Source organism: Streptomyces sp. NPDC079167 (assembly GCF_040686735.1).
Classification (GTDB): domain Bacteria; phylum Actinomycetota; class Actinomycetes; order Streptomycetales; family Streptomycetaceae; genus Streptomyces.
This window is the reverse complement of sequence record NZ_JBFBLO010000021.1, coordinates 103244-124008: the sequence shown is the minus strand read 5'-3', so window position 1 is coordinate 124008 and position 20765 is coordinate 103244. Positions and strand designations below refer to the sequence as shown.

At 70.8% G+C, this 20765-nt stretch carries 21 protein-coding genes; 12 read left to right on the top strand and 9 right to left on the bottom strand.

What is annotated here, in order from left to right; all coding sequences use genetic code 11:
- The first annotated feature begins 136 nt into the window (after positions 1 to 136).
- A complete protein-coding gene (locus AB0P41_RS31580) occupies positions 137 to 721 on the top strand; it encodes an isochorismatase family protein (RefSeq protein WP_356708589.1) in 585 nt (194 codons plus the stop codon).
- Between the two features lie 32 nt (positions 722 to 753).
- Here AB0P41_RS31580 and AB0P41_RS31575 read toward each other — a convergent pair whose 3' ends face one another.
- On the bottom strand, positions 754 to 1098 hold the full coding sequence (locus AB0P41_RS31575) for a hypothetical protein (RefSeq protein WP_356708591.1): 345 nt from the start codon (positions 1096 to 1098) through the stop codon (positions 754 to 756).
- 122 nt (positions 1099 to 1220) lie between these two features.
- The gene (locus AB0P41_RS31570) at positions 1221 to 3620 is read right to left on the bottom strand and encodes an immune inhibitor A domain-containing protein (RefSeq protein WP_356708592.1); all 2400 of its coding nucleotides are present in this window, start codon (positions 3618 to 3620) and stop codon (positions 1221 to 1223) included.
- A gap of 382 nt (positions 3621 to 4002) precedes the next feature.
- Between AB0P41_RS31570 and AB0P41_RS31565 the strand changes: the two genes are divergently transcribed.
- Positions 4003 to 4293, top strand: a complete 291-nt coding sequence (locus tag AB0P41_RS31565) for a hypothetical protein (protein WP_356708594.1) — start codon at positions 4003 to 4005, stop codon at positions 4291 to 4293.
- 69 nt (positions 4294 to 4362) lie between these two features.
- On the opposite strand, the gene AB0P41_RS31560 is transcribed toward AB0P41_RS31565, so the two are convergent.
- From AB0P41_RS31560 to AB0P41_RS31550, 3 genes are all read right to left on the bottom strand, one after another.
- A complete protein-coding gene (locus AB0P41_RS31560; protein ID WP_365935559.1) occupies positions 4363 to 5022 on the bottom strand; it encodes an RDD family protein in 660 nt (219 codons plus the stop codon).
- A gap of 111 nt (positions 5023 to 5133) precedes the next feature.
- Positions 5134 to 5940 carry a GNAT family N-acetyltransferase gene (locus AB0P41_RS31555; protein WP_365935557.1) on the bottom strand — a complete coding sequence of 269 codons (807 nt, stop codon included), beginning with the start codon at positions 5938 to 5940 and terminating at the stop codon, positions 5134 to 5136.
- A gap of 60 nt (positions 5941 to 6000) precedes the next feature.
- The gene (locus tag AB0P41_RS31550; RefSeq protein ID WP_365935555.1) at positions 6001 to 7533 is read right to left on the bottom strand and encodes an RDD family protein; all 1533 of its coding nucleotides are present in this window, start codon (positions 7531 to 7533) and stop codon (positions 6001 to 6003) included.
- A gap of 249 nt (positions 7534 to 7782) precedes the next feature.
- On the opposite strand from AB0P41_RS31550, the gene AB0P41_RS31545 reads away from it, so the two are divergent.
- Positions 7783 to 8259 (top strand): SsgA family sporulation/cell division regulator, encoded by a 477-nt coding sequence (locus AB0P41_RS31545; protein ID WP_356708602.1) that lies wholly within the window; start codon positions 7783 to 7785, stop codon positions 8257 to 8259.
- Positions 8260 to 8278: 19 nt separating this feature from the next.
- Here AB0P41_RS31545 and AB0P41_RS31540 read toward each other — a convergent pair whose 3' ends face one another.
- Complete coding sequence (locus AB0P41_RS31540; protein ID WP_365935554.1) at positions 8279 to 9646, bottom strand: FAD-linked oxidase C-terminal domain-containing protein; 1368 nt, start codon at positions 9644 to 9646, stop codon at positions 8279 to 8281.
- 97 nt (positions 9647 to 9743) lie between these two features.
- Between AB0P41_RS31540 and AB0P41_RS31535 the strand changes: the two genes are divergently transcribed.
- Complete coding sequence (locus AB0P41_RS31535) at positions 9744 to 11429, top strand: tetratricopeptide repeat protein (protein WP_365935552.1); 1686 nt, start codon at positions 9744 to 9746, stop codon at positions 11427 to 11429.
- A gap of 52 nt (positions 11430 to 11481) precedes the next feature.
- Here the strand turns inward: AB0P41_RS31535 and hppD are convergent, their stop codons facing one another.
- Positions 11482 to 12627, bottom strand: a complete 1146-nt coding sequence (hppD, locus tag AB0P41_RS31530) for a 4-hydroxyphenylpyruvate dioxygenase (RefSeq protein WP_356708608.1) — start codon at positions 12625 to 12627, stop codon at positions 11482 to 11484.
- Positions 12628 to 12749: 122 nt separating this feature from the next.
- On the opposite strand from hppD, the gene AB0P41_RS31525 reads away from it, so the two are divergent.
- From AB0P41_RS31525 to AB0P41_RS31490, 8 genes are all read left to right on the top strand, one after another.
- Positions 12750 to 13223, top strand: a complete 474-nt coding sequence (locus tag AB0P41_RS31525) for an Lrp/AsnC family transcriptional regulator (protein ID WP_362926962.1) — start codon at positions 12750 to 12752, stop codon at positions 13221 to 13223.
- A gap of 16 nt (positions 13224 to 13239) precedes the next feature.
- Positions 13240 to 13887, top strand: a complete 648-nt coding sequence (locus AB0P41_RS31520; RefSeq protein WP_356708612.1) for an ABC transporter permease — start codon at positions 13240 to 13242, stop codon at positions 13885 to 13887.
- Complete coding sequence (locus AB0P41_RS31515; protein ID WP_356708614.1) at positions 13880 to 15148, top strand: betaine/proline/choline family ABC transporter ATP-binding protein; 1269 nt, start codon at positions 13880 to 13882, stop codon at positions 15146 to 15148. Before AB0P41_RS31520 ends, AB0P41_RS31515 begins: the two co-directional genes overlap by 8 nt.
- A complete protein-coding gene (locus tag AB0P41_RS31510) occupies positions 15145 to 15999 on the top strand; it encodes an ABC transporter permease (protein ID WP_356708616.1) in 855 nt (284 codons plus the stop codon). The genes AB0P41_RS31515 and AB0P41_RS31510 overlap by 4 nt, the downstream gene beginning before the upstream one ends.
- Positions 15996 to 16967: a glycine betaine ABC transporter substrate-binding protein gene (locus tag AB0P41_RS31505; RefSeq protein WP_365935549.1), complete on the top strand. Its 972-nt coding sequence runs from the start codon at positions 15996 to 15998 to the stop codon at positions 16965 to 16967. Before AB0P41_RS31510 ends, AB0P41_RS31505 begins: the two co-directional genes overlap by 4 nt.
- Positions 16968 to 17078: 111 nt before the next feature.
- Positions 17079 to 17693 carry a winged helix-turn-helix domain-containing protein gene (locus tag AB0P41_RS31500; RefSeq protein WP_356708620.1) on the top strand — a complete coding sequence of 205 codons (615 nt, stop codon included), beginning with the start codon at positions 17079 to 17081 and terminating at the stop codon, positions 17691 to 17693.
- A gap of 13 nt (positions 17694 to 17706) precedes the next feature.
- Positions 17707 to 17889, top strand: coding sequence for a hypothetical protein (locus AB0P41_RS31495; RefSeq protein ID WP_356708622.1), 183 nt, complete (start codon positions 17707 to 17709; stop codon positions 17887 to 17889).
- A gap of 3 nt (positions 17890 to 17892) precedes the next feature.
- Entirely contained in the window at positions 17893 to 19212 is a 1320-nt protein-coding gene (locus AB0P41_RS31490) for an MFS transporter (protein WP_365935547.1), read from the top strand.
- On the opposite strand, the gene AB0P41_RS31485 is transcribed toward AB0P41_RS31490, so the two are convergent.
- A complete protein-coding gene (locus AB0P41_RS31485) occupies positions 19142 to 19930 on the bottom strand; it encodes a S16 family serine protease (protein WP_365935545.1) in 789 nt (262 codons plus the stop codon). The two genes, AB0P41_RS31490 and AB0P41_RS31485, sit on opposite strands and share 71 nt — an antisense overlap.
- Positions 19931 to 20003: 73 nt before the next feature.
- Complete coding sequence (locus AB0P41_RS31480) at positions 20004 to 20645, bottom strand: helix-turn-helix domain-containing protein (RefSeq protein ID WP_104786256.1); 642 nt, start codon at positions 20643 to 20645, stop codon at positions 20004 to 20006.
- Positions 20646 to 20765 lie beyond the last annotated feature (120 nt).

Sequence of the window (20765 nt, the reverse complement as noted above, 5' to 3'; positions counted from 1 at the left end):
GAAGGAGAGCCGATGCGTGTGCCCCCTCCCGCAGGGTGCGCCGAGTCTCTAGGCTCGGTGGCATCCCCACCGCTCCGGTCCGCGGAATCCGCCGAGACCGCCGAGACCTCACCGACCCCACCGAAGGACAACCGTCATGCATCGCGCCTTGATCGTCGTTGACGTTCAGAACGACTTCTGCGAGGGCGGCAGCCTCGCGGTGGCGGGCGGCGCCGATGTCGCCGCCGCCATCACCGACCTGATCGGTGAGGCCCAGCCCGGTTACAGCCATGTGGTGGCCACCCGCGACCACCACATCGACCCCGGCGACCACTTCTCCGTCGCCCCCGACTTCGAGCACTCCTGGCCGCCCCACTGCGTCGCCGGCACGGAGGGCGTGGGCTTCCACCCGAATTTCGCCCCCGCCGTGGCCTCCGGCGCGATCGACACCGTCTTCGACAAGGGTGCGTACGCCGCGGCGTACAGCGGCTTCGAGGGCGTGGACGAGAACGGCACGGGGCTCGCCGAGTGGCTGCGGGACAGGTCCGTGACCGCTGTCGACGTCGTCGGCATCGCCACGGACCACTGCGTGCGGGCCACCGCCCTGGACGCGGCCCGTGAGGGCTTCGCCACGCACGTGCTGCTGGACCTCACCGCCGGTGTCGCGGAGGGGACCACGGAGCGTGCCCTGGAGGAGCTGCGGACCGCCGGCGTGGAGCTGTCCGGCAAGCCGGTCGTCTGACGCGGGCCGCCCCGGGTGCCGGCCGGCGGGGCTCAGGCCGCCGGGCGGGCCGGTCCCGCGTAGCCGGAGGAGCCCAGCAGCGCCCGTATCGGGTGCCAGAGCTCCTGGCCGGTCTGCGGCGCCGTGCGCCACAGCAGCCCGTCGGGGTGGTGCAGGACCGCCGTGACCTCGTCCGGGGTGGGCGGATGGGCGTTGCCCCTGAGGTAGACGGCCCGCAGGCCGAGGTTGCGCAGCCTGGTCAGGGCGCGCGCCCGGTTCGCCGCGTGCACCAGCACCCGCACGGGCTCTCCCGGCCCGGATCCCCCGGACGGGCCGTTCAGGGTCAGTGCCACCACCACAGTGCCGTTGGGCAACCTGCAGAAACCTCCGCCTGCCATGCTTCGCGCTCCCCCGTAAGACTTCGTGTCAATAAGGATCGGTAGGACGCACCTAAACACGACCGGCCGCCGCCCCGCTAGAGGGCGACGGCCGGTCGCACGTTGACCAGGTGTTTTTCGGACTACTTGCCCGAGGGGCCGACCTTCACGGTCATCGTCGAACCGCTGAGCGGCTCGTGCACGATGGAGATCCGGGTGTTGGTGTCAGTAACCTTGACACTTCCGGTCGGGTTCTCCTCGTACCAGTAGGTGCCCTTGCGGTCGTCGAAGACCGGGACGCCCAGCGACGGCTTGATCTTGAGCGGTACGTCCGCGTTGTGCAGCGTGAAGCCCTTGTTCGGGTACCAGCTGAACGGCGCGTCGAAGGGCTGGATCTTGTTGCGCAGGAGCGTGCCGTCCGTCCACTTCAGCGGCTTGGCGTGCGAGTCCACCGGCAGGATCAGGCCCTGTCCGTGGTGGACCGAGGTGTTGTTGTCCTTCTGGGAGGTGTCCCAGAGCCACACCATCAGACCGTTCTGGTACGCGTAGTGCTCGACCCAGTCGGGGCGGGTGGTGGAGAAGCCGAAGTTGTACGGGCCGACCTCGAGGGTCTTGTCGTACGAGACGTACTGGCGGTTCTCGGCGATGTAGTACTGCGGGTAGTCGTTGGTGAACGACTCACCGATCCGCGAGAAGCCCTTGGCGGTCCAGCCGTTGTCGTCGCCCTCGGCGTTGTCCGTGAAGAGCGCGGAGCCGTCGGCGGTGACCGTGATGGCGTCGGCCGCGAAGCCCTTGCCGCCCGCGCCGCCGTCCGTCTGGTAGCGGAAGCGCAGGTCGATCTTCTTGCCCGCGTAGGCGTCCAGCGGGAACGACAGCTTCTTGTACGCCCCGGAGACGTCCGTCAGGGCCGGCTTGTCACTGGCGTCGCGCGGGAGGGCCTTGCCGTCGGCCGTGCCGTCGAGCGCGGTCCAGCTGGTGCCGCCGTTCTCGGAGACCTCGGTGTAGAGGTAGTCGTAGTCGGCCTCGATGTCGTACCAGCCGGACAGGTCCAGCGTGGCGGACGACTTGCCGGTCAGGTCGACCGGGCGGCTCAGGGTGTTCGACAGGTCGTCACCCATGTCGCTCCACCACTGCTTGGAGCCCTCCGCGGGCTTCGTGACGGTGGTGGTGACGGCCTTCTCGGGCAGCTCGACGACGAGCGCCTGCTTGTTCTTGGTGTTGTACTCCGAGACCCCCAGCTTGTGGGTCGACTTCGTCGCGGCCTTCGCCGTGTCGTAGTCGAGCCAGCCGAGCTGGAGCTTGTCCCAGGCGGTCATGTCACCCGGGAGGTCGCCTATCTCGCCCTTGCCGGTGCCGAGCCAGGAGCCCGCCGACATCAGGGACCAGAAGCCGACCGAGTTCTCGCCGCCGCCGGAGGTGTCGTACAGGTCCGGGAGGCCGAGGTCGTGGGCGTACTCGTGGGCGAAGACGCCCAGGCCGCCGTTCTCGGGCTGCGCGGTGTAGTCGCCGACCCAGATGCCCGTGTCGCCGATCTCGGCGCCGCCGGCCTTGTTGCCCTCGGGGCCCGTCGCACCGGCGTTGGTGCCGTACGCGTACCAGCGGTGCGCCCAGATGGCGTTCGTGCCCTCGGTGCCGCCGCCCGCGGACTCGTCCTCGCCGGCGTGGACCAGCTGGAAGTGGTCGATGTAGCCGTCGGGCTCGTTGAAGTTGCCGTCGCCGTCGAAGTCGTAACGGTCCCACTCGTCGTACTGCGCGAGGTCGGCCTTGATCTCGTCCAGGGAGCGGCCCTTGGCCTTCTGGTCGGTCACCCAGGCGTTGACGCCGTCGCGGACGGTGTCCCAGACGTTGGCGCAGTTGGTCGAGCCGCAGTAGTTGGAGCCGTAACGGGCCTCGTTGTACGGGACCTTGACCCAGTCGGAGACCTCGCCGTCGACGGAGTAGCGCCCGGAGGACGTCTTCTCGTAGTAGGTCTTCAGCGATTCCTTGCCCTTGCCCTCACCGAAGTAGAGGTCCTGGAAGTGGGCCTGGTCGTAATCGGCCTGCCAGGCGGTGCTGTTGTCCTTCGCCGGGTCGGGCTCGGCTATCTCGTTGTGCAGCGGGCCGGGCGTGCCGCCGTACTTCTTGACGGGCGGCTTCGGGCCGTCACCGTCGGGGTCGAACATCGTGGTGTCGTCGACCTGGTCGCCGAACTCCACGAGGATGGTGAAGATCTTGTCGGTCTTCTCCCGGCCGAGCTCGACGTACTTGCTCTTGCCGAGCTTGACGACCTTGGAACCGCCCTTGGCGGTCACCTTCTTGTCGCCGGACAGGACCTGCTCCAGCGCGGCCTGGCGCTGTGCGTCCTGCTCCTTGCTGAAGGGGCCTTCCAGGTCGTGCTCGTGCGCCTTGGCCGGCGCGGGGTCGCGGCGGTCCACGTGGGAAACGCCCGAACCTGACGTCCTGTCGTCCGCCTGCGCCGTGGCGAAGGCGGATGCCGTCGCTGCGGTGGCGGCCAGGCACACGGCTACGGCGGTGGCGCGTAGCGCCCGTCTCTGAGTGGTCACTTGATGCAGTCCTCCCCGGCGTTCGCGTCCGCGGCCAGGGGGTGGTTTTCAGGGCCGCGCGCGTTCAACGCGTCACAAGTGACGACATTCGATCGGAGTTATGAGAGAAAAGACAGATCTTGACTTGCACATACCAAGTGCACTATGCGGGAGCCCTTTTCCGGTATCCGGACGCACCTCACAGCGGACCGGTCGGCCGACCGGCGCGTCGAGAGCTCGTACCGGCGTCGGTGTGACTCAGTGCGCCCCCCGTGCACCGGTACCGTGGGTTAGGTCGCGCTTACTACCCGTTCCTCCCGGGCATCCACCGTCGTAGAGTCGATTGACAGTGCGAACGTGTTGAGAGACTTCCCTATCCGACGCCCCGAGGACGGATACCGCCATGCCGCGTCCGACAGCCGCACAGTTCTCCTACGGTTCGGCCACCGTCGTCTTCTCCGCCCTCGCCCTGCTGCTGCTCTTCCGCACGGAGTCGGGCATCGGTGTCGCCGCCGTCTCCACCGTGGCGCTGGTCCTCGGCCTGCTGGTGGCCATGGCCCTGCCCGCGCGCACGAGGACGGCCCGGCGGACGACGCCACCGCCCAGTACCGCCCGCACGCACCGCACGATCGAGGACATAGAGCTCGCCGCCGCCCGGCGGGAGCACATCGGGGAGCACTCGCTGCACCGTTGAGAGTCCCGGAGTCCTCCGCCCGGACCGGGCCGGGCCCCCGCGAGCCCGGCGTGATCCGGACGAGGGGCCCTAAGCGGTGCTGACGACGACGGTCTTGCCCGCCTTGTCCTGCAGAGCCTGACGGTAGGGCTTGTCCGTGAACATCAGCACGATGTTGATGAGCCACCAGAGACACGGGCAGCACAGCAGCGCGGGGAGCCAGAGCACCACGGCCCGCATCAGCGAGGAGCTCGTGTCCGGGACCGAGCCGTCGTTGAGCATAGCGACGCGCATCTTCAGCAGCCGCTTGCCGAGCGTCCGGCCGTCCTTGTGGGTGAAGTACGTGTCGTACGCGACGTAGACCACCAGGCCGATCAGCGACCACACCAGCTGATGACCGGTGTAGGTGTTGCCGATGGCGTTCCCGAAGTCGTCGCTGCCGTCGTCCGACGAGACGTCGACCGCACCGCCGAAGGGCAGCGAGATCAGGTACAGCGGGATCGAGATGATGAGGAAGTCGATCAACCGCGCCAGGATCCGCTTGCCCGGTTCGGCGAGCGGCGGCATGCCGGCCAGCGGATCCGCGCCACCGTAGGGACCGCCGCCGCCGTACGGGTCACGCGGCGGCGGGGGCGGGGGCGGCCCGCTGTCGTAGGGCGAACCGCTCGACGGGGGCGGAGGCCCCTGCGGCGGCCGCTTCGAGAAGGGGTCGTCCTCGGGCGGCGGCGGAGGCGGTGGTTCGTTACTCATGGGGGCAGTGCACCCCGGCCCACGAAGGCCCGCAACGGCTGAGGTCCCTTCGGGGGACGGGGCGTCAGCACACGGGCGTACGGGCCGCTCCCGGCCCGCGGCCCGTGCGGGTCAGGCCGGGCTCTTCAGAGCGTAGAAGGCCATCGGGGAGTTCGGTTCGAAGCCGATGCGGGGGTAGACGGGCGCGCCGGCCGCGGTCGCGTGCAGCGTCGCACGGGTCAGGCCGGTGGCCCTCCCTCCCTCGTACAGCGCCTTGCGGGTCACCGCTTCGCCGTAACCGTTGCGCTCCCACGCCGGGGCCGTGGCGACGAGTACGACGAAGAGACGGCCCGCCACCTCCACCGTCGCCGCGCACGTCACCGGCTCACCGTCCCGCAGGCCCAGGTAGGCGTGCGCCCGGTCCTTCCACAGCACGGAGCCGACCAGGCCGTCGCGGCCGTCCTCCAGGGGGAAGCCGTAGGCCTGGGAGTTTAGATCGGCATAGGCCCTCAGGTGTTCGTCGGTGCTCACCCGTACGAACGTCAGATCGCGGTGCGCCGGTTCGGGGAGGGGCAGCAGGTCTCCGGCCATACCGGTGCCGGGAAAGGCGTGTTCGAGACCGGCCTCCCCGGCTGCCGCCCCGAGCGCCTCGCGTGCCTCGCCGGTCAGGAGGTCCTCGAAGACCCACAGGAATCCCGGCCGCTCCTTGGCGCGCATGATCTCCGCCGCCTGGCTCAGACGCTGCCGCACCAGCCCCGGGGCGGCGCCGACGTCGGTCAGCGTGACGCAGTTCCAGAAGGCGAACCGGGAGTCGGCCCACCGTACGGCGATGCCCGGGAGGTCGCGCACATCCGCGGCCGCGTCCCGGTCGAGCACCATCTCACGCCATCCCACGACAAGCTGCTCCATCGACTCGACGGCGTCCGCGAGGTCGTCCACCAGGGCTCCTGAGGGGCGTAGAACGAAGTGTGAACCGGACCGGAGCTCCCGGGAGCACCCTCAGCCCGCGACGAACGTACGGGCCGCCTTGTCGTGCCAGCACTGGCGCCACGGGCGGTCGACCAGGCACCAGAGCACGTTGAGCACCCCGACGACGACCAGGCCCAGCACCCCGTACACCAGCCAGCGGCGCAGGGCGGCGCCCAGGGTCGGCGCGTCGTGGGACTCGATGTCCCGCACCTCGAGACCGCACAGCTTCTTGCCCAGCGTGCGGCCCCACTTGGCGGTGGGCAGGGCCTCCAGGACGAAGCCGAGGACGAGGAACGCGGCGAGCACCCCTCCGAACAGCACGGCCGTGGTGGAGTCCAGGAGCCAGACGGTGACCGTCTCCCCGGAGAGCTTCGCCGCTTCGATCTTCTGGTCGATGTGGTCCGTCGCCCGGGTGACCAGCGGGAAGCCGACCGCGCCGACGAACACACCGAGGACGACCGTGTCGATGATCCGGGCGGCCAGCCGCTTGCCGAGTCCGGCGGGCCTGGCCGAGGCCTGGGACCGGACGAGCTGCTGGAACGGGTCCTCGGCCACGGGCTTCCAGGGCGTGACCGGCTGCTGCCCGGGCCCGGCGCCCTGCTGCTGCGGGGGCAGCGGGCTCTGCTGCTGGGGGCTCTGCTGCTGCGGGCGGGCCGTCTGCTCGGGCTGGGCGAGCTGGTGGACCTGCTGCGCCCAGGAAGCGGAACCGCCGCCGGGGCCCGGGGTCATGGGCGTGTTCAGGGGCGGCTGGGCCTGCGGTGGCGTGGGCGCCGGTGCGGGAGCGGGGGACTGCTGGGCGGGGCCGGGCGGCACGGCACGGATCGTCATCGTGCCGTCGGCGACGCCGGAGGCCGGGGCGGGGCCCTCCTCGCGCGGCCGCGGGGGACGGCCACCGGATCCCACCGCGCGGATCGTGACCGTGCCGTCGGTCGGCGGACGGCGGCCGGCGTCGCCGCTGCCGGGCCGGTCGGCGCGTACGGCGACGGTGCCATCGCTCACCTCGTCGTTGCCGTTCCGCATGCCGGGCAGGGCCCCGCGCGTCGGGTCCGGGGCCCCGGGCTGCCGAGGGTCGGCGGGCGCGTCCGGCGGGGTCGTACGGGCGGGAGCGGCGGGCGGCGCCGCCGTCCCGGATCCGGGCGTGTGCGCCTCGGGCGTACGCGGGTCCGGGCCGCCCCAGGAGACGCGGTGGTCGCGTTCACCGCCGAAGCCGGTCTGCCGGTTGGTGTCCGCCTGCCAGGCGATCGCCGGCCTGGGCCTGCCGGGGGCGTCGTCGGCCTCACCCGTGCCTGCCCCGGCGTCACCGCCGGGCGCATCCGAGGCATCGGCCTCGTCGAGGTACATCGGCCCGGTCTCGTCCACCGGGGCCTGCCGCTGCGGGGCGGCGCCGGCCGCCGGGGCGGGCGGCGCCGCCGGAGTCGTCTCGCCCTGCTGGGGCGCGGGCCGGCTGGTGCCGGGGACCCACGAAGCGCCGTTCCAGTACCGGACGTATCCGGGAATGGACGGGTCGGGGTAGTACCCCTCGCGGGGGCTTTCGTCACCGGGTGCCGGGGTTGGGGCGCTCATCACCGTGGTCCCGTATCTCTTCGAGGCCTCAGGCCGGCCGGCCGTCGGGGGTGGCCGACCTCAATACAAGGGTCCACATCTATCAGACCACCGAGCACCCCCGGGCCTGTCCTGTCGTTTGGACCACTTTCAGGGTCCGGGCAAGTTTTTCTGGGAAGTCGCGTCATAGACGTCCGTGAGGGCGCTCTCTCCTTGTGCGGACCGGTCACAGGACCGGACCCTACGAGCATCGGAAGGTCGTGCACCCTCATGCAGAACGCTGTGGAACGCGAACTGGAAGTGAAGCTGGTCCTGTCGCCCGAGCGGTCCGTCCCCGTGCCCGCGCGGCTGTCCTACTTCACCGACGACCCGTACGCCGTGCACATCACCTTCCACATCGGCTCCGAGTCGCCCGTGCACTGGACGTTCGCCCGTGAGCTGCTGGTGGAGGGGGTGTTCCGGCCGTGCGGGCACGGGGACGTACGGATCTGGCCGACCAGGGTCGAGGACCGGGGCGTCATCTGCGTCGCGCTCACCTCGCCCGACGGCAACGCCCTCCTGGAACTGCCGTCGGGTGCCGTGTCCGCGTGGGTGGAGCGCACCCTGCGGGTGGTCCCGCCGGGGACGGAGAGCACGCTGCTCGGACTGGACGGGGCCCTCGCCGAGCTGCTCACCCCGCTGCCGGCGGACGACCTGTGGCTGAGCGACCCCTGGTCCCAGGACGAGACGCAGGACGGGGACGTCTGAGCGGTGGCGTGGGCGGCCGTCAGAACAGCTTGCCGGGGTTGAGCAGCCCGAGCGGGTCGAAGGCGGCCTTGATGCCGCGCTGCAACTCGACTCCGACCTCGCCCAGTTCACGGGCGAGCCACTCCTTCTTCAGGACGCCGACCCCGTGTTCGCCGGTGATGGTGCCGCCCAGTTCGAGACCCAGCGCCATGATCTCGTCGAAGGACTCGCGGGCCCTGCGGGACTCGTCGGCGTCGGTGTGGTCGAAGCAGACGACGGGGTGGGTGTTGCCGTCGCCCGCGTGGGCGCACACCCCGATGGTGAGCCCGAACTTCTCGGCGATGGCGGCGGTGCCCTCGATCATCGCGCCGAGCCGCGAGCGCGGCACGCACACGTCGTCGATCATCGTGGCGGACCTGACGGTCTCCAGCGCGGGGAGGGACAGCCTGCGGGCCTTGAGCAGGAGTTCGGACTCGGCCGCGTCGTCGGCGGGCACGACCTCGGTGGCCCCGGCCGCCGTGCACAGTTCGCCGACGGCGGCGAGGTCGGCCGCCGGGTCGGGCGTGTCGAAGGCGCAGAGCAGCAGCGCCTCGGTGGTCTCGGGAAGGCCCATGGAGGCCATCGCGTTGACGGCACGCACCGTCGTACGGTCCATCAGTTCGAGGAGTGACGGGGTGTGCCCCCGCTCCATGATCCGGCACACGGCGTCGCAGGCCGCCGCCGCCGACGCGAACTCGGCGGCGAGCACGAGCTGCTGCGGGGGCTGGGGCCGCAGCGCGAGGACGGCCTTCACGACGATGCCGAGGCTGCCTTCCGAGCCGACGAAGAGCCGGGTGAGGTCGTATCCGGCGACGCCCTTCGCCGTGCGGCGTCCGGTGTTCAGCAGCCGCCCGTCGGCCAGGACGACCTCGAGGCCCAGGACGTATTCGGCGGTGACTCCGTACTTCACGCAGCACAGCCCGCCGGACGCGGTGCCGATGTTGCCGCCGATCGTGCACATCTCCCAGCTGGAGGGGTCCGGCGGGTAGTACAGCCCGTGCTCGTTGACGGCGCGGGACAGCGTGGCGTTGACGACGCCCGGCTCGACGACCGCGATCCGGTCCACCGGACTGATCTCCAGGATCCGGTCCATCTTCACCAGGGAGAGCACGATGCAGCCGTCGGAGGCGTTGGCCGCGCCCGACAGCCCGGTCCTCGCGCCCTGGGGGACGACGGGGACCCGCAGGGCGGTCGCGGTCCGCATGACGTGCTGGACCTCCTCGACCGTGCGCGGGAGCACCACGACGGCGGGGGCACCGGCGTCGCAGAAGCTCGCCATGTCGTGGGCGTACGAGGCGGTGACGTCCGGGTCCGTGATCAGGGCCTCGGCGGGGAGACCTGCGCGCAGTCGTTCGAGGAGAGGGTCCATGATCCAAGCGTGGCACCCGGGGCCAATGGTGTGAACCCGTCTGCGTCACCCTTCGGGGAGCGCGATGCGATCTTCGTACTGACGCAGAGTGATGGCCATGGATGCCAAGCCGCAGCAGAACCCGGAGCCGTCCCCCTCCCCCCTGCCGCCGCAGGGCGCGACGGCCGTCCCACCGCCTCCCGCGCCGGTGCGCACCACGCTGCGCAGGGCGGCGTTCGGCGCTGTGGCGGGAGCCGTGCTCGTGGCCGGTGCGGTGATCGCCGTGCCGGACGACGACGAGGTCGCCGCACCGCCCACGCCGGGGCCGGTGGCCCGGGCCGAGGCCGCCGCGGCCGCGGGCGCCCCGGCGTCCCTGTCCGACCTGACGGCTCTCATCGGCGACCGGCAGAAGTGGGTGGAGACGCACCCCGCGGACGCCCCGTCCTGGGCGGTGCTCGGCACGGCGTACGTGGAGTGGGGCCGGCGGTCCGCGGACACCGCGTACTACACCCGGGCCGAGCAGGCCCTCCAGCGCTCGCTGGCCGCACAGCCGGGTGAGCGCGGGAACGTACGGGCCTGGGTGGGGCTCGGGACGCTCGCCAACGCGCGTAACGACTTCCTCGCCGCGAAGAAGTGGGGCGAGACGGTCCGCGCGCGGCAGCCGAAGGACTGGACGGCGTACCCGGTGCTGATCGACGCCTACAACGGCCTCGGTGAGTACGCGGCCGCGGCCAAGGCGACGGAGAAGTTCGGCACCCTGCGCAAGGGCGCCCCCGCCCTGGCCAGGACGTCCGACATGTACCGCAACCAGGGCTGGCGCGAGGACGCCCTGGCCACCGCCCAGGAGGCGGCGGACCACGCCGGCACACCTGCCGCGAAGGCGGCTGCCCTGCACCGCCTCGGGGACCTCGCCGGTGAGCGCGGGGAGCCGGCGGAAGCCCTCGCGCAGTACGACGCCGCCCTGCGCACGGACCGCGGCCACCTCCCCTCCCTCGCGGGCCGGGCCCGCGCCCTGGCGGCACTCGACCGCACGGACGAGGCGCTGGCGGAGTACCGGACGGTGACGACGAAGTTCCCCCGCCCCGAGTACGTGCTCGAACTGGCCGAGCTGTACGAGTCCCTGGGCCTGGACGGCGACGCGCGCACCCAGTACACGAAGCTCCGCGAGCTCCTCACCCGCGCGCGGACGTCCGGGGTCGACGAGTCCCTGACCGAGGCCCGCTTCGAGGCCGACCACGGCGATCCGGAGGCGGCGGTGGAGCTGATGCGCACCGAGTGGGCCTCGCAGCGCCGCAGCGCGGCGGTGTCGGACGCCCTGGCCTGGTCGCTGCACCGGGCGGGCCGGAGCGAGGAGGCCGTGCAGTACGCGGAGCGGGCGGTGGAGACCGGTGTGCGGGACGCCTCGTACGCCTACCACCTGGGTGTGATCGAGAGTGCGCTCGGGCAGGACGGCCCTGCCCGCGGCCATCTGGAGGAGGCGCTCCGCACGGACCCGGACTTCTCGCCGCTGGCCGCCCCGCTGGCGCGGGAGGCCCTGGACGAGCTGGGTGAGCCGGCGGCGGGCGGCCCCGCGGCGGTGCGGCCGTCCGGGCCGGAGGGCGCTCCGGAGCCCGGGACGCCGGAGAAGGGGGCCGGGGACGAGTCCCGGACGGAGCCGTCGCCGGAGCCCGCGCCGGACTCCTCGGCGGAGGGCGGCAAGGAGTCGGGCAAGGCGGCCGGGAAGCCTGCCGGGGAGACGGCCGGACCTGAGCCGGCACGGTCGGCGTCCGCCTCGGCGACTCCGGGGGCCTCGAAGGCCCCGTGACAGCGGCACAGGGCCCCTTCTCCCGGCCGGGAGAAGGGGCCCTGTCGCGTGGTCACAGGTTGCCGCGCTTCTCCTGCTCGCGCTCGATCGCCTCGAACAGGGCCTTGAAGTTGCCCTTGCCGAAGCCCATCGAGCCGTGCCGCTCGATCATCTCGAAGAAGACCGTCGGACGGTCCTGGACCGGCTTGGTGAAGATCTGCAGCAGGTAGCCGTCCTCGTCGCGGTCGACGAGGATCTTCAGCTCGCGCAGCGTCTCGACGGGCACGCGGGTCTCGCCCGCCCACTCCCCCAGGGTGTCGTAGTACGAGTCCGGGGTGTCCAGGAACTGCACGCCGGCCGCCCGCATCGCCTTCACGGACGCGACGATGTCGTTCGTGGCGAGCGCGATGTGCTGGACGCCGGCGCCGCCGTAGAACTCCAGGTACTCGTCGATCTGCGACTTCTTCTTCGCGATCGCGGGCTCGTTGATGGGGAACTTGACCTTCAGCGTGCCGTCCGCGACGACCTTCGACATCAGGGCGGAGTACTCGGTGGCGATGTCGTCGCCGACGAACTCCTTCATGTTGGTGAAGCCCATGACCTTGTTGTAGAAGGTCACCCACTCGTTCATCCGGCCGAGCTCGACGTTGCCGACGCAGTGGTCGATGGCCTGGAAGGTCCTCTTGGCAGCCGGCTCGACGATCGGGTCCGCGGCCGTGTAGCCCGGCAGGTACGGGCCGTCGTAGCCGCCGCGCTCGACCAGCGTGTGGCGGGTCTTCCCGTACGTCGCGATGGCGGCCAGGACGACCGTCCCGTGCTCGTCCTTGACCTCGTACGGCTCGGTGATGCCCCGCGCGCCGTGCTCGACGGCGTAGGCGTAGGCCGCACGGGCGTCGGGGACCTCGATGGCGAGGTCGACCACGCCGTCGCCGTGGGCGTGCACATGGTCGGTGAGGAAGGTCCCCCACTCCGTGGACGCCTTGATGACGGAGGTGAGGACGAAGCGGGCGGAGCCGTTGGTCAGGACGTAACTCGCGGTCTCGCGGCTGCCGTTCTCCGGTCCGGAGTAGGCGACGAGCTTCATGCCGAAGGCGGTCGAGTAGTAGTGCGCCGCCTGCTTGGCGTTGCCCACAGCGAAGACCACCGCGTCCATTCCCTTGACCGGGAAGGGATCGGCCTGCCGGGCGGTGTCGGGGGTGGTGTGCACAGTCTCAGTCATGTCCGAAGGTTCCCGCCGCTCCGCAAGGTGCGCAACAGTTCGCGGATCCTCTGGTCAATCTGCACACCCGGACGCCAGGATGGGCGGGCTGTCCGTACAGGCTGACCATCGGGAGACGGATCATGGCGATCGATCGACTGGACGGCCGGCTCATCGTGCTGCTGGCCCGTGAGCCCCGTATCGGTGTGCTGGAGGCGTCGCGGCGGCTGGGGGTGGCGCGCGGGACGGTGCAGGCGAGACTGGACCGTCTTCAGTCCAATGGCGTCATCCGTGGCTTCGGCCCGGACGTGGACCCGGCGGCGCTGGGTTACCCCGTCACCGCGTTCGCCACGCTGGAGATCAAGCAGGGACAAGGCGCCGACGTGCGGGCCCATTTGAGCAGCGTGCCGGAGGTGCTGGAGCTGCACACCACGACCGGGCACGGGGACATGCTCTGCCGGCTCGTGGCCCGCTCGAACGCCGATCTCCAGCGGGTGATCGACCTGGTCCTCGGCTTTGATGGCATCGTCCGGGCCTCCACGGCGATCGTCATGGAAAATCCGGTGCCCCTGCGTATTATCCCGCTGATCGAGCAGGCTGCAGAGGACACCGACTGAGCCGAGGGAGCAACATGTGAACTTCTGGGAGTATGTGGGCACACGGCACCAGCAACTGCTCACGGACGCGTTCCAGCACGTCAGCGCCGTCTTCCAGTGCATGGTCATCGCCACCGTCCTCGGCGTCCTGATCGGTGTGGTCAGTTACCGCAGCGGCTGGGGCGGTGCCCTGGCGGTCACCTCCACCTCGGCGGTCCTCACCATCCCGTCACTCGCGGCGATCGGCCTGCTGATCCCGCTGGTCGGCCTGGGGGTCCCGCCCACCGTGATCATCCTGACCCTGTACGGGCTGCTGCCCATCGTCCGTAACTGCATCGTCGGGCTGCGCGGGGTCGATCCCTCCCTCGTCGACGCGGCGAAGGGCATCGGGATGTCCCGCACGCGGCGGCTGCTCAAGGTGGAACTGCCGCTCGCGTGGCCGCCCATCCTCACCGGCATCCGGGTCGCCACCCAGATGCTGATGGGCATCGCCGCCATCGCCGCGTACGCCTCGGGTCCCGGTCTCGGCAACGAGATCTTCCGCGGACTCGCCTCACTCGGAAGCGCCAACGCCATCAACCAGGTTCTCGCCGGCACGGTCGGCATCGTCATTCTCGCCCTGCTCTTCGACGCCGCGTACGTACTGCTCGGGCGGCTCACCATCCCTAGGGGGATCCGTGCCTGAGACAGCCACCGGGTCGACGGAGTCGGCCCCGCCCCGTCCGGCCACCTCGGGCGCGACGATCCAGCTGGAGAACCTCAGCAAGTCCTATCCCGGGAACCCCAACCCGGCCGTGGACAACGTGTCCATGGACATCAAGGCCGGTGAGACCGTGATCCTCGTGGGCCCCTCGGGCTGCGGGAAGTCCACCACTCTGAAGATGATCAACCGTCTGATCGAGCCGACGTCCGGGCGGATCAGGATCAACGACGAGGACGTCACCGACATGGACCCGGTGAAGCTGCGCCGCAAGATCGGTTACGCCATCCAGTCCTCCGGTCTCTTCCCGCACATGACGGTCGCGGAGAACATCGCCCTCGTGCCGAAGATGACGGGCTGGTCGAAGTCCGGGGTGAAGGACCGGGTCGAGGAGATGCTCGACCTGGTCGGTCTCGACCCCCGGGAGTTCCACGGGCGGTACCCGCGTCAGCTCTCCGGCGGCCAGCAGCAGCGCGTGGGGGTGGCCCGGGCGCTGGCCGCCGACCCGCCGGTGCTGCTGATGGACGAGCCGTTCGGGGCGGTCGACCCGATCACCCGCGACCACCTCCAGGACGAGCTGATCCGGCTCCAGCACGAGCTGCACAAGACGATCGTGTTCGTCACCCACGACTTCGACGAGGCCATCAAGCTGGGCGACCGGATCGCGGTGCTGCGGGAGCGTTCGCACATCGCGCAGTTCGACACCCCGGAGGCCATCCTCACCAACCCGACGGACGACTTCGTCTCCGGCTTCGTGGGGGCGGGCGCGGCCCTGAAACGGCTCAACCTCACCCGCGTACGGGACGTCGGGATCGCCGACTTCCCGACGGTGACCGTGGAGGACCCGCTCCAGTCGATCTTCAACAAGCTGCGGGACGGCCAGCACAACGAGCTGCTGATGCTGGACCGCCGCAACCGTCCGTACAAATGGCTGCGGCGCGGTGACCTGATGCGGGCCAAGGGCTCGCTCGCCAGGGCCGGGCAGCTGGTGCACGACACGGTGACCCGTGACGCGACGCTCCACGACGCGCTGGAGGCGGTGCTGACCGACAGCGGCGGGCGGGTCGCGGTGACGGGGCGGCGCGGCGAGTTCATCGGCGTCGTCGACATGCACACGCTGCTGAACTCCGTACAGGAGCTTCTGGAGGCCGACCGGCTCGCCGCGATGGAGCACCGGCACGACCTGGAGGAGTCCCGGTCCCATCAGACGGAGCAGGAGCTCGAAGGCGGTGGCAGCGGGCTATGACTCCCAGCCGTCAAGCATCCCCGAAGGACGCGCGGCCACCCGGCGAGCACGACGTGAACGGTCACGCCTTCCGCGACGAGGAGAGCGAGCCCGCCCCGCCGCCGCCCGGCCAGGCGCGCCGCATCACCTGGAAGAAGCTCGTGCTGGTCCCGGCCGTGTGCGCCGTCGTCCTGGTCGTGACGTATCTGTGGATCACCAACGTCGACCTCGACTCCGTCGCGGAGAACTCACTGGCCGGCGACACCGTGCAGGTGCGCTGGTGGCAGCACGTCAGGCTGACCGCGATCTCCACCTTCTGGGTGCTGGTCATCGCCATCCCGATCGGTATCGCGCTGACCCGGCGCGGTCTCAAGAAGGCCGCCCCCTGGGTCACGGCCCTGGCCAACATCGGTCAGGCGACGCCCGCGATCGGACTGCTGGCCCTGCTGGTGATCTGGCTGGGCATCGGACCGTCGACGGCCATCACCGGCATGGTGATCTACGCGGTCCTGCCGGTGCTCTCCAACACGGTGGCGGGTCTGAACCAGATCGAGCCGACCCTCGTGGAGGCCTCCCGGGGCATCGGGATGTCGGCGACGGGCACGCTCACCCGGGTCGAACTGCCTCTCGCCGTCCCCCTGATCCTGGCGGGCGTACGCACCGCCCTGGTGCTCAACGTGGGCACGGCGACGCTGGCCACCTTCGGGGGCGGCGGCGGGCTGGGTGACCTGATCACCTCGGGCATCCAGACGCAGCGCATGCCCGTGCTGGTACTCGGTTCCGTACTGACGGTCGTGCTCGCACTGCTGGTGGACTGGCTGGCATCGCTGGTCGAACTGTGGCTGACGCCGCGCGGACTGGAGGAAGCGTGAGGGTACGTACGGGCCTGGCATCGGCGGCCGCGCTCGCCCTCCTGCTCACGGGGTGCGGGCTGAAGAGCGGGTCACCGCTGGTGGACGAGGTGGAACCGGGGTCGGTCGGGCAGGGGCAGCCCCTCCAGGGCGCGTCGCTGACGGTGACCTCGAAGAACTTCAGCGAGAACATCATCCTCGGGCACATCATGGGCCTGCTCTTCAAGGCGGCGGGCGCCGAGGTCCTGGACCGCACGAACCTGCCGGGGTCGATCAGTGCGCGCGAGGCGGTCGTCAAGGGTGAGGCCGACGCCCTGTACGACTACACGGGCACGGCGTGGATCACCTATCTGGGCCATGCCGAGCCGGTCGTCGACCCGCAGAAGCAGTACGAGGTGGTCCGCGACGAGGACAAGGGCAACGGGGTGACCTGGCTGCCGCCGTCCACGCTCGACAACACCTACGCCCTGGCCATCAGCAAGAAGAACAACGCCAAGTACCACCTGAAGACGCTGTCGGACGTGGCGGCGCTGGCCAAGAAGGACCCGAAGGCCGTGACCGTCTGCGTGGAGAACGAGTTCGCCTCGCGCGACGACGGACTCCCCGGCATGCAGAAGAAGTACGGGATGAGGCTTCCGGCGTCGAACATCCAGAAGATGGACGCCGGGATCATCTACACGCAGGTGTCGGAGTCCGACTCCTGCCTGCTCGGCGAGGTGTACACCACCGACGGCCGGATCAAGGCGATGAACCTGGACGTCCTGGAGGACGACAAGCAGTTCTTCCCCAACTACAACGCCGCCCCCGCCATTCACACGGCGACCCTCGACAAGTACCCCGAGATCGCCAGACTGCTGGCGCCGGTCACCAAGAAGCTGACGACGCCGCTCGCACAGGAGCTGAACTCCAAGGTGGACGTGGACGGCCAGGACCCGCACGAGGTCGCGAAGGACTGGCTCGTGAAGGAAGGATTCATCAAGGAGGGCTGAGCGGAGGGCGAAAGGCCGGGACGGGTCGGGCCCTGACAGAACACGGACTTCCAAAGAAGTCGTTGCAAAAAACGTGTTGCAAAGCAGCCTTTGCAACTCTATGGTCGTGGCATGCCACCGAACGAGCCCGAGCGCCGGCCGTCGCCGTACGCCGACGACCCGAAGATCCACCACGTCGACACCCGCACCCTTCGCGGTCTCGCCCATCCGCTGCGGATCCGGCTGCTGAACACCCTGCGGGAGTTCGGCCCCGCGACCGCCTCCGGACTCGCCGACCGGCTCGGCGAGTCCAGCGGGGCCACCAGCTACCACCTGCGCCAGCTCGCGACGTACGGCTTCGTCGAGGACGACCCGGAGCGCGGCAAGGGGCGCGAGCGGTGGTGGAAGGCCGTCCACATGGGCAACACCTTCAGCACCAGCAGCTTCCTGGAGCACCCGGACGCCGAGGTGCGTGGCGCCGTCGGGGTCGTGCTCCACGAGATCGCCACCACGCACGGCCAGGAGCTGAACACCTGGCTGGGGACGATGCACGAATGGTCCGGGGAGTGGCGCCGGGCCTGGGAGCTCAGCGACTTCAAGCTGCGCCTCACCCCGGAGCTCTCGCAGGAGCTCGCGGAGAAGATGCACGAGCTCGTCCACAGCTACCAGGACCGCGTCCCCGAGGACACCGAGGGATCGGCCGTGGTCCGCACCCACCTGCACATGTTCCCGCGTCCCACCGACTGAGGGGATCCCCGTCATGCACAGCGACATCCACCTGCTGCTCCACACCTACCGTGCCGCCGAACTCCGCCATGAAGCGGCCGAGTTCACCCCCGTACGCCCCGGACTGCGTCACCGGATGGGCTGGACGCTGGTCGAGCTGGGTCTCCGGCTGGCCCAGAGCCCGCCTCCCCCGGCACGCGCCGTACGAACGGCCTGACGGGTGGACGGGGGGAACCGGACACGGGACCGCACACCGCTCGCCGCCGTCCTGGCGGCCAACTCGATATCCACCGCGGGCACTTCGCTCACCCTCATCGGCGTACCGTGGTTCGTCCTGGAGACCACGGGGAGCGCAGGCCGGGCCGGTGTCGTCGCCTTCTGCGCGACCCTCCCGATCGTCGTCGCCGCCCTGATCGGCGGCCCCGTCATCGACCGGATCGGCCGGCGCAGGGTCTCGGTCGCCTCCGACACGGTCTGCGGCTCTGCCGTCGCCGCCATCCCACTGCTGCACCACGCGGGCGCGCTCCACTTCTGGATGCTGTGCGCGCTGATGGCACTGAACGGTCTGGCCCACACGCCGGGCAACACCGCCCGCTACGTCCTGGTCCCCGACCTCGCCGAGCACGCGGGCACCACACTCGCCCGCGCCGCCAGCCTCTTCGACGCGGTCTCGCGCGGCGCCCGTATGGTGGGCGCCGCACTGGCCGGCGTGCTGATCGCCTTCGCCGGCGCCGAGACCGTGCTCCTGCTGGACGCTGCCACGTTCGCGCTGTCCGCACTGCTGGTCGCGGCAGGCGTACGGGGCATCCGCTCGGCGGAGCCGAGCAGGGCAGCGGCCCCCGTGTCACTCCGCACCTACAGCGCCGAGCTGCGGGAGGGCTACGCCTATCTGCTGGGCAACCGGCTGCTGCTGGCCGTCGTGGTGATGGTCATGTTCATGAACGGCACCGATCAGGGCTGGAACGCCGTCCTGCTGCCGGTGCACGCCGAAGGTGAGCTGGGCGGGGCGACCCATCTGGGGCTGCTCACCGCGCTGTTCGGCGCCGGCGGGCTGACGGGCGCCCTGCTGTACGGGGCGGTGGGGCACCGCTTCTCGCGGCGGACGGTGTTCTCGGTCTGCGTGGTGCTGTGCGGCGCTCCCCGCTTCCTGGTCGCCGCGCTGACCGGGACCACCCTGCCGCTCGCGGTCACGATGACGCTGAGCGGGATCGCGGGCGGCATGCTCAACCCGATCCTGACGACGATGACGTACGAACGCGTGCCGGAGGAGCTGCGCAGCAGGGTCGCGGGGGCCCTCACCGCGGGCTGCGAGCTCGCCATGCCGGTGGGCGGGCTGGTGGCGGGGCTGCTGGTCGAGGGGATGGGCGCGACGGGGGCGCTGCTGGCGATGGGAGGGGTCTACTTCCTGGCGACGCTGAGCCCGCTGGTCTTTCCCGCGTGGCGGACCATGGAGGGCCCGGAGCCGAAGGTCAGCAGCCCGGTACCTTGCCCCCCTGGTCCAGGGCCCGTAGCGAGGACACCGCACTCTTCAGCGTCGTGACGGGGATCAGCCGCAGACCTTCGGGCCGCTCGGCCTTCGCCTGCTTGCACTCGGCCTTCGGCACCAGGAAGACGGTCGCGCCGTCCCGCCGGGCGGCCTGCGTCTTGAGGCTCACTCCGCCGACGGCGCCGACCGCGCCGTCGGCCTCGATCGTCCCCGTGCCGGCGACGGTGCGGCCGCCGGTCAGATTGCCTCCGGCGCCGTTGTCCGAGAGCTTGTCGATGATGCCGAGGGAGAAGAACAGGCCCGCGCTCGGCCCGCCGACATCGGCGAGGTGCAGGGTGATGTCCACCGAACCGGGCTTCATGTCCAGGTAGTTCAGGGCCGCGTCGACCGCGACGTTCTGCGACTCCGCCATGTCCTGGAGGTTGTGCTGCTCGATCTCCTTCTCGGAGTCGCCGGTCGGGTAGACGGAGTCCCGGGGCATGACCGCCCGGTCCGTCCTGAACCAGCTGTCCACCACGTCACCGACGCCGATGTCGGCCGTCGGCGACGTCGCGAGGATCGTCGTCATCAGCAGCTTGCCGTCGGTGGGGTGCGTCGGCGCGCCCTTGACCGTGATGACCGGTGTCCCCTTGTCGTCCCCGAGGACGTCCGCGGTGGTGCCGGGCTGTGCCACGGTGAACGGCAGCGGCGCGAAGGCCGCCGTACCGAACAGTGCGAGGACGGGCAGCGCGCAGAGGGCGAGGAGGCGGGGGCGGGAGAGACGAATGGCCACCCGCCCAATCTATCCGCCGCGCGCCTACGGCTCCGACCGCCCCGGCGCGGTGGGGCCGGGGCGTCCGCTCGTCCTAACGCAGCGCGTCGGCGACCTCACGGGCCGCGTCGAGGACTCTCGGCCCGACCCGTTCCGGTACGGCGTCCGCGAGCATGACCACACCCACGCTGCCCTCCACACCGGAGACCCCGACCAGCGGCGCGGCCGCCCCGCAGGCACCGGCTTCGAGCTCGCCCTGGGTGAGGGTGTAGCCCGGGTGGTCGACCGTCTTCTGCCGGGCGGTGAGGATCGCCCGGCCGGCGGCGCCCCTGTCCAGGGCGTGCCGGAACCCGGCCCGGTAGGCCACGTGGTAGTCGGTCCAGGTCGGCTCGACGACGGCGACCGCCAGCGCGTCCGACCCGTCGACGAGCGTGAGGTGGGCGGTGGCCCCTATGTCCTCGGCCAGGGAGCGCAGCGCGGGCAGTGCCGCCTCCCTGACGAGCGGGTGCACCTGACGGCCCAGGCGCAGCACGCCCAGACCCACTCGGGCCCGGCCGCCCAGGTCACGCCGTACGAGCGCGTGCTGTTCCAGGGTGGCGAGCAGTCGGTAGACCACGGTGCGGTTGACGCCGAGTTTGTTCGACAACTCGGTGACGGTCAGGCCGTGGTCGGTATCGGCGAGCAGCTTGAGGACACGCAGTCCCCGGTCGAGCGTCTGAGAAGTCTCCGCGGTCACGACGCCCTCTCCCTCGTGGTGAGCGGGGCGGTTGTCTCTCCGGGATGCCGACGCCGGTCCCACGGCGACGCACCGAGAGGCCGCCGACTGGCCATGGCACCGGCTGCGCTCCGCGGCCAC

Excerpts from the sequence above, each read along its gene's own strand:
- AB0P41_RS31580 (WP_356708589.1), top strand. The coding sequence starts at position 137 with ATGCATCGCGCCTTGATCGTCGTTGACGTTCAGAACGACTTCTGCGAG.
- AB0P41_RS31575 (WP_356708591.1), bottom strand. The coding sequence starts at position 1,098 with ATGGCAGGCGGAGGTTTCTGCAGGTTGCCCAACGGCACTGTGGTGGTG.
- AB0P41_RS31565 (WP_356708594.1), top strand. The coding sequence starts at position 4,003 with ATGCCGCGTCCGACAGCCGCACAGTTCTCCTACGGTTCGGCCACCGTC.
- AB0P41_RS31560 (WP_365935559.1), bottom strand. The coding sequence starts at position 5,022 with ATGAGTAACGAACCACCGCCTCCGCCGCCGCCCGAGGACGACCCCTTC.
- AB0P41_RS31550 (WP_365935555.1), bottom strand. The coding sequence starts at position 7,533 with ATGAGCGCCCCAACCCCGGCACCCGGTGACGAAAGCCCCCGCGAGGGG.
- AB0P41_RS31545 (WP_356708602.1), top strand. The coding sequence starts at position 7,783 with ATGCAGAACGCTGTGGAACGCGAACTGGAAGTGAAGCTGGTCCTGTCG.
- AB0P41_RS31540 (WP_365935554.1), bottom strand. The coding sequence starts at position 9,646 with ATGGACCCTCTCCTCGAACGACTGCGCGCAGGTCTCCCCGCCGAGGCC.
- AB0P41_RS31535 (WP_365935552.1), top strand. The coding sequence starts at position 9,744 with ATGGATGCCAAGCCGCAGCAGAACCCGGAGCCGTCCCCCTCCCCCCTG.
- hppD (WP_356708608.1), bottom strand. The coding sequence starts at position 12,627 with ATGACTGAGACTGTGCACACCACCCCCGACACCGCCCGGCAGGCCGAT.
- AB0P41_RS31525 (WP_362926962.1), top strand. The coding sequence starts at position 12,750 with ATGGCGATCGATCGACTGGACGGCCGGCTCATCGTGCTGCTGGCCCGT.
- AB0P41_RS31510 (WP_356708616.1), top strand. The coding sequence starts at position 15,145 with ATGACTCCCAGCCGTCAAGCATCCCCGAAGGACGCGCGGCCACCCGGC.
- AB0P41_RS31500 (WP_356708620.1), top strand. The coding sequence starts at position 17,079 with ATGCCACCGAACGAGCCCGAGCGCCGGCCGTCGCCGTACGCCGACGAC.
- AB0P41_RS31495 (WP_356708622.1), top strand. The coding sequence starts at position 17,707 with ATGCACAGCGACATCCACCTGCTGCTCCACACCTACCGTGCCGCCGAA.